This window comes from Amycolatopsis sp. NPDC059657 (genome assembly GCF_042734395.1).
Taxonomy (GTDB): Bacteria; Actinomycetota; Actinomycetes; order Mycobacteriales; family Pseudonocardiaceae; genus Amycolatopsis.
On sequence record NZ_JBHWEB010000008.1, the window covers coordinates 13,584 to 20,871 of the forward strand.

The 7,288-nt window shown below is 69.2% G+C and carries 5 protein-coding genes; 3 read left to right on the forward strand and 2 right to left on the reverse strand.

The window, feature by feature from the left end:
- Positions 1 to 70: 70 nt before the first annotated feature.
- On the reverse strand, positions 71 to 2,719 hold the full coding sequence (locus ACFV15_RS06545; protein ID WP_378349131.1) for an AAA family ATPase: 2,649 nt from the start codon (positions 2,717 to 2,719) through the stop codon (positions 71 to 73).
- 85 nt (positions 2,720 to 2,804) lie between these two features.
- On the opposite strand from ACFV15_RS06545, the gene ACFV15_RS06550 reads away from it, so the two are divergent.
- Positions 2,805 to 3,170: a Dabb family protein gene (locus ACFV15_RS06550; RefSeq protein ID WP_378349132.1), complete on the forward strand. Its 366-nt coding sequence runs from the start codon at positions 2,805 to 2,807 to the stop codon at positions 3,168 to 3,170.
- Here ACFV15_RS06550 and ACFV15_RS06555 read toward each other — a convergent pair whose 3' ends face one another.
- The gene (locus ACFV15_RS06555) at positions 3,171 to 4,346 is read right to left on the reverse strand and encodes a beta-1,3-glucanase family protein (protein ID WP_378349133.1); all 1,176 of its coding nucleotides are present in this window, start codon (positions 4,344 to 4,346) and stop codon (positions 3,171 to 3,173) included.
- Positions 4,347 to 4,579: 233 nt separating this feature from the next.
- On the opposite strand from ACFV15_RS06555, the gene ACFV15_RS06560 reads away from it, so the two are divergent.
- Positions 4,580 to 5,530 carry a Leg1-related protein gene (locus ACFV15_RS06560; RefSeq protein WP_378349134.1) on the forward strand — a complete coding sequence of 317 codons (951 nt, stop codon included), beginning with the start codon at positions 4,580 to 4,582 and terminating at the stop codon, positions 5,528 to 5,530.
- A 659-nt stretch (positions 5,531 to 6,189) separates the two neighbouring features.
- Positions 6,190 to 7,137: an Asp23/Gls24 family envelope stress response protein gene (locus ACFV15_RS06565; protein WP_378349135.1), complete on the forward strand. Its 948-nt coding sequence runs from the start codon at positions 6,190 to 6,192 to the stop codon at positions 7,135 to 7,137.
- Positions 7,138 to 7,288: the final 151 nt, after the last annotated feature.

The following is a 7,288-nucleotide window of genomic DNA, read 5'->3' on the forward strand; positions in this document are numbered from 1 at the left end:
GGCGCGCCGGTGCGTGGAGTGGTAGGTCCCCCTCCCCTCCCCGCCCCACCACCCCCCCCCCCACCCCTGGTCAACCGAGGTCGGGCAGGTCCCGCAGCTGCCTGCGCGAGGTGATCCCGAGCTTGCGGAAGATGTTGCGCAGGTGGGCGTCGACCGTGCGCGGACTCAAGAACAGCCTGGCCGCGACCTCCTTCGACGTCGCACCCGTGGCGACCAGCCGCGCGATGTGCACCTCCTGCATGGTGAGCTGGTCATAGGTGCCGGCGGAACGGGCGCGGGCGACTTCCCCGGTGGCTCGCAGCTCCTCGGCGGCGCGGCGCGCGAACGCCACCATGCCGATGCCGGACAGCTGCTCGTGCGCGGTGCGCAGGTGCTCGCGGGCGTCGCGGCGCCTTCCGGCGCGGCGCAGCCATTCCCCGAACAGCAAATGCGCGCGAGCCAGGTAGATGCGCGCTTGACTCGCGTTAAGCCGGTCGATGGCTTCGCGGTAATCGGCTTCGTCGCCGGTGACCAGCGCCCGCGTGTAGGCCGTGACGCCGAGGGCCCACGGCGTTCCGGTGGGTCTCGTGCGTTCGGTCAGCGTCGCGAGCGCCGACTCCGCGGCGGCCTGCTCGCCGCACCGCATGGCCGCCTCGACCAGCTCGGGCAGCGCGACTCCGGAGAGATAGAGGTCGCCGGGCGCGGTGGCCTGCTGGGCCGCGGTCAGCGCCGCGCGGTAGTCGGCGAGCCCGTTGCCGAGCACGGCCGTGGCCCAGTGGACGTTCGCGAGCATCATGCCCAGGTCCATTGTGGACGCCAGCGCGGCCGCCTTCTCGGTGAGTTCGAGCAGCTCCTCGCGACGCCCCCGCATCGCGGCGAGGTGCACCTGCGGATAGAGCACGGTCGGCACGCCGAGCGCGTCGGCGACCGCCTCCTCCTCCGCGATCGCGGACATCGACTGGCCGAACTCGCCGGTGTTCACGGCCGCGCACGCCACCTGCGCGAGCCCGAGCCGCAGCACATGCGGTGAGCCGCCGTTTCGGCCCGATTCGACCAGCCACGCGCTGATCTCGGCGTGGGCGTCGGCGTCCCAGAGATCGGCGGCGATCGTGGTCGCCAATGCCGGTCGCCGCGTCCACTGGGCACTGTCGTCGAGAACACCGCGCAGCAACGGGACCGCGGCCTGATAGCCGTCGGTGGTCAGCAGGATCAGCGCGTCGAGGATGTCCGGCGGCTCCGGCGCGGGCGGCGCGGAGCGCGCTTGCGTCACCACGGTGTCCATCACCCCGGCCGCCCTGCCGACGAGCAAGCCCATCTCCAGCGCGTCGAGGAAGTAGTCGCGCGACTGTGCCGCGTCGAGCGGGGCCAGCCTGCGCGCGGCGCTCAGCATGGAGGCCGCGCCGTCGCTGTGCGCGTGCCGGATGAAGCCGAGCCTGCCGCGCAGCAGGTCGACCTTCGCGTGCGTGCGCTCGTCGAGCGCGCCTGCCTCGGCGGAGGTGAGCAGCTCGGCCGCCGCGTCGGTCGCGCCCGCGTCGAGCTTGGCCTGCGCCGCGGCGAGTGTGCGCTCGGTCCGTTTGACCGGGTCGAGCGACAACGCGGCCGCGCGTTCGAGAAACGCCGCCGCAGCCGCGACACCGCCGCGTGCCCGTGCGCGCGACGCCGAGTTCTCCAGCTCGACGGCGATGTCGTCATCGGGCCCGGCGTTGCCCTGCGCGCGGTGCCAGACCCGCCGATCCGGGTCGATGTTCTGATCGGTGACCTCCGCGAGCGCGAGGTGCACGCGACGCCTCAGGCTTGGCTCGGCGGCCCGGTAGACGGCCGAGCGCGCCAGCGGATGACAGAACCGCACGCGCGTCGAGAATTCGATCAGCTCGGACGCTTCCGCGGCCGACGACGCGGCGGTCACCTCGATGCCCAGCCGTTGCGCGGTGGGCCACAGCAGTCTCGGATCGCCGGTCGGGTCCGCGCTCGCGAGGGTCAGCAGCAACCGCGCGTCCTCGGGCAGCTCCGCCAGCCTGGCCTGGAAACTGCGCTCGATCCGGTTCGGCACCGACGACGTGTCCGCCGCCGCGAAGCCGCCGACCCTCGGCAGTTCCAGCAGCGCCAGCGGGTTGCCACGGGCCTCCGCCAAGATCCGGTCGCGCACCTGGTTGTCGACCGGATCGCCGTTTTCGGCCGCCAGCAGGGCTTTCGCGTCGGCGTCACGCAGACCTTCGAGCACCAGGTCCGGCAGTTCCGCGAGCCCGGTGCTCGCGCGGGTCGCGAAGATCATCGCGACGGGCTCCGACGCGAGCCGCCTGGCGAGGAAGGTCAGCGCCTTCGCCGACGCGTCGTCGAGCCACTGCGCGTCGTCGATCAGGCACAGCACCGGGCTTCGTTTGGTCGCGGACGTCAGCAGTTCCAAGGTGGCGAGCCCGATGCGGAAGAGATCCGGCGTCCCGGTCTTCAGCCCGAACGCGACCTCGAGCGCGTCGCCATGCCTGGCCGACAGCTCGCCGAGGTGACCCAGCAGCGGCACGCACAGCTGATGCAGCGCGGCGAACGGCAGCTCGGTCTCGAACTCCGCGCCGGAGGCCTCGATGACCCAGAACCCCTCCGCCTCACGCACATGCCCCAGCAGCGCGCTCTTGCCGATGCCCGGTTCGCCGCGTACGACCAGCGCGCCCCCGTCGCCTTTGCGGGCGTCGCCGACGAGCTGATCGAGCCGCCGGACATCGTCCTGCCTGCCGAGAAGTCGCATGGGCACCACGTTAGGCGATTCCTGCCGACGCGAACCTGGTGCCCGCGCTGCGATCTTGGGTTCCGACCTGCGGAAAGGAGACACGGTGATCTACCACGGCACCCGGTTCACGATGAAGTCCGGCACCACCCCGGAGCAGCTCGAGTACGCACTCGAAGGGCTGCGCGAGCAGGGCCGCTCGATACCGGCGGTGGTGTCGTTCGTCGTCGGCCGCGACTATGACAGCGAGTACGAGTGGGGCGCCGTCTTCGTGCTCAGGGACCTCGCGGGGTACTGGGAGTACCTCGTCCATCCCGCGCACCTGAAGACCGACCGGGCGGGGTTGCCGCTGGTGGACAAGTTCATGTCGTTCGACATCACCGACGACGATGACCCCGAGCTCGGCGCGAGGATCGCCGAGTTGCACCAGCGCCGGTACAGCGGGGGCCGGGTGCGGCCCCCGCTGCCGTGATCAGAACGGCGTGAGGACGACGCGCGCGGAGCGCGGGTTGGGGTCGTGCACGAGCGACTCGAAGTTGCCGACGTCGTCGAACGCGAAGCCGTACGCCTTGCCGTCCACCATCTGCGCGTGGATCTTGCGTGAGTAGTGGTCGGTGATGGTGCGCGTGTAGAACTCGGCCGCGTCGTAGGTCGGCTGGGTGTGCAGGTAGCCGAGCGTGGAACGGTGCAGCGCGGCGCACAGCGACCGCGTGATCAGCCCGGTGTCGCTGTTGGGCGCGCCGAGCTTGCCGGCGCAGCCGAAGACGTCCCTGGTCGACGGCCGCTGGACGGACGCCACCCGCGCGCCCGCGGTGTTGGTGAACTGCATGACCCCGGCCGAGTCGGTGCGACCGAAGAACTTGATGGCCGGGTTCTCCCTGATCGGCACGACGGTCAGCGTGGTGTTCTTGTAGGTGTTCCACACCTCGGTGGTGTAACTGTCGAAGTACGTGTTGCCGAACAGGCCCGATTCGATGCCCAGCCGGGGTGCCAGCGCACGCAGGACGGTGCCGTCGCCGCGGGTCTGGATCAGCTTGGCCCAGTCGCCGGGCTGGCCGCGCAGCGCGGAGAAGAAGTTGTTGCGGCCTCCGGCCTTGAGCTCACCTGTTCGCTTGGTGGTGCCCCCGGTGTTGGTGACCTCGACGGCGTGCGGCACGGCGAACATGTCCACCTGCGAGGAGTTCAGCCACAGGCCGCCGTCGTTGTACGTGAACTCGCTCCAGTCGAACAGGATGTTCCGGTTCGGGTCGCTGGGGTTCCACGGCGCCGGCTGGACCAGCCCGTCCGGAGTGAGGAAGAACTTCAGCTTCTCGCCGAACGACATGTACAGCCGTCCGCTGGAGAGGTTGAGCGGGATGTTGAGCGTCCGCGAACCGCCACCGGCGGGACCGGGGATCGAGGCATCGGGGGCCGGACTCGGCGGATTGGCACCGCCGGGCCACGCGGTGAACTGACCGGCGGCGTTGACGTAGCCGAGCCTGCCGTTGTATCCGCCGAGCACGTAGAGGTAGACCTGGTCGGACCGGTTCGAGTTGTTCGTGACGGTCAGCGGCAGCTGTGACGGTGGCGCCGCTTGAGCGGGCGCGGAGACGGTCACTGGTAGGGCGACCGCGATCGCGGCCAGCCAAGACAGGATTTTAGAACGCACGGGCGGCTCCTCGTTGAGCCCTGTCGTGACACGCAGGGAGGACCAACAGGATCAACCGATTTTCAGCGCATTGTCAACAAAGGGAAGAGAATTTGTCCTGCTGGACAGGGCCCTTTTTCACAGCTTGACATAAGCCCATGAAGAAGGGATGAAGATTCGATCGGGCCCTGATGGGCATGGTGCGCATAAGCGCATCGCAAACGATTATCCGCCGTTTCCGCTACATTCGACGGATGACCAGAAGTCACCCGGACGAGCTGGCCGCACTCGACCTCTACAAGGTCTGGACCACGGTGGACGACCTGACCGACCGGTTCGACCCGTACCGGTTCGAGCACCGGATGGCGGCCTACCGGACGCTGATCGACGCCACCAACGACGGCGGCCGCTTCGGCGCCGACAACCGGCTCAACCCGCTCTGGGCGTGGACGTTCCAGCTGCAGTGGCAGTGCCGCACCGACCGCCTCGGCGCGACGACCAGCACCGACGGCCGCATCGACCCCGACGCGCCGTGGGCCTACGGCAACTACACATTGAGCTTGGTCCCGTGGCTCGGCGCGGTCCAGGCCGGGGTGGTGTCACCGCTCGAGATCGCCGACGCCCCGGCGCCGTCCCGGTTCGGATACGTCCACGCGGGCGTGGTGCCCGCCGAGTTGGTCCGCAGCGTCGAGCACTGGGCGGAGTACTTCGCGCTGGTGAAGACCGCGCGAGCCACGGCAGACACCGAGCCGATCCGGATCGCGCTCTGGAAGGCGCACAAGACCTGCCTCGACGTCGTCGTCACCGCGATCGCCGACATCGACCCGGCCCCGTACGCCGCGATCGAACTGACGTTCCTGCGCGGCTGGTGCCGGATGGTCGACTACCTGGGCGCGGCGGCGTGGCGGACGGACTTCGACTTCATGACCGAGCACGGCCTGGACGTGCTCCCGGAGATCCTGCTCGAACAGCACTCCGATCTGCATGGGCTTCCCGACAAGGTCCGCCGCAACGTCGCCAACGTGCTCAGACTGGCGAACACCTCGCCGCGCCGCCACGCGCTGAATCTCTGGCTGTGGAAAAGGATCATGCGCACCCGGGCGGCCCGAGACGAGGTACTGGTCCTGCTCGACGCGGTCTTCGATCCCCGGCCGGACAACGCCGCCGCCCGTCGGCGGACCGCCGGATACCTGCTGCGCCCTTAAAGGTCGTGAGTGTTGCGGGCGGTTCTATTGAGGGGAAGGGCAAATGTGGCGTGCTCCGGGCAGGCCGGCGGGGCCGTCACGTCGCGAGGCTCGGACAGGTCGCGAGTGGTGACTCTGCTGCGTCCAACGGAGCAGAGTTACCACTCGCGCTTGCCCTTTCGCTCTTGAACGAGGGTTCCCCTGCTGCGTTCGGTGCAGCGGTGGAACCCCTCGCCCACGGCCTGGCCACGCGAGACCAGGGGTCGTGAGTGTTTAGACCGGTTAGAACCGGCCGTACCACTCACGACGCCACGTTTGGGTTTCCGGGCAATAACCGCCCGCAACGCTCACGACTCCTTTTATGCCAATAAGTGGTCAGATCTTTCAAGGCTCCCCAGCGGCGCGCGGATCGGCTAATCTTCGCGGTGCCGGGTCGGGGTGACGGGTCTCCGCACGCCTCGGCCAACCCCGGAGTGGCACGTTGAACTCCGGGCGAACATGGTGCGTCGATTCGGCGTCGGCAGGTCCGCGTCCTTCGGTCTCAAGCGGAACATGGTTGGGACACAAGGAAATCTCAGAGTTGGGGGTCAGTGATCGGATTCATCGGCCTGGCCCTAGTATGGCGCCGTCTCCTCGCAACCCCCCGTAGTCGTCGCTCCCGAAAAGGGGAACCCATCATCATGTCTGATGTCATGAACAGCATCTTCGGCCGCGCCAAGACCGAGACCCCCGAGCAGTACGCACCCGTCGCCGCCGAGCCGGAAACCGTTGCGCCCGAAGCGATCGAGGCCGAGACGACGGAACCCGCCGGCGACGCGGCCGAGGCCGGGACCGCCGAAGTGGACACCGTCGACATCGCCGAGGCCGACGACGCCGAAGCCGACGAAGACACCGAAGACGAAGCCGTCGCCGAGACGGCCGACGAGGACAGCGCGGAAGACACCGACGAAGCCGTGGCCGACGAAGACGCCGCCGATGAGGACGTGACCGACGAAGCGGTCGCGGACGAAGATGCCGCCGAGGTAGCCGAAGCGGTCGCGGCTGACGACGAGGACGCCGTTGCTGACGAAGACAGCGCCGAACTGACCGGCGAAGAGCCGGACGAAGCCGCCACCGACGAAGCGGTCGCCGAGGAGACTGACGAAGCCGTCGCGGATGACGCTGTCGCTGACGAAGCGGGCGACACCAGCGAAGAAGCCGAGGTCACCGACGCTCCCGCGGTCGCCGAGACCGAGGAAGCCGCTGCCGACGAGGCGGTCGCCGAGGAGCCAGTCGCCGAGGAAGCTGTCACCGAAGCGCCGGCCGAAGCGCCCGCCGAGGCCCGCCCCGCCGCAGGCGCCCGCGGCGCCACCACCGTCGGCGACGGCGTGGTCGTCAAGATCGTGAACGTGGTGGCCCGTAAGGCCGAAGGCGTGCACGAACTCGCCGAGGACGGTATCTCGGTCGAGCTCGAAGGTGACGTCGCCACGATCAAGATCTCGGTGATCGTCGAGTTCGGGCACGCGGTCAAGGCCGTCGCCGAGCAGATCCGGATCAACGTGGTCGACTCGGTCGAGCAGTTCCTCGGCCTCGACGTCGCGGCCGTCGACGTCCACGTCGCCGACATCCACCTGCCCGAACTGGCCTGACACACTGTCCTTTATGGACAGGCGGGGGGGGGGGGCCCAACCACCCACCCCCCCCCCGGGGTGGGGGACCGCCCCGGGGCCCGCCCCCGCGCCGGGTGGGGCGGGGTGTTATAAAAAAAAAACGCAGGCGGCCCAAGGATAAAGTTATGTT

What these genes read in the sequence shown, in the direction of transcription:
- ACFV15_RS06565 (WP_378349135.1), top strand. Translation starts at nt 6,190, where the DNA reads ATGTCTGATGTCATGAACAGCATCTTCGGCCGCGCCAAGACCGAGACC.
- ACFV15_RS06545 (WP_378349131.1), bottom strand. Translation starts at nt 2,719, where the DNA reads ATGCGACTTCTCGGCAGGCAGGACGATGTCCGGCGGCTCGATCAGCTC.
- ACFV15_RS06560 (WP_378349134.1), top strand. Translation starts at nt 4,580, where the DNA reads ATGACCAGAAGTCACCCGGACGAGCTGGCCGCACTCGACCTCTACAAG.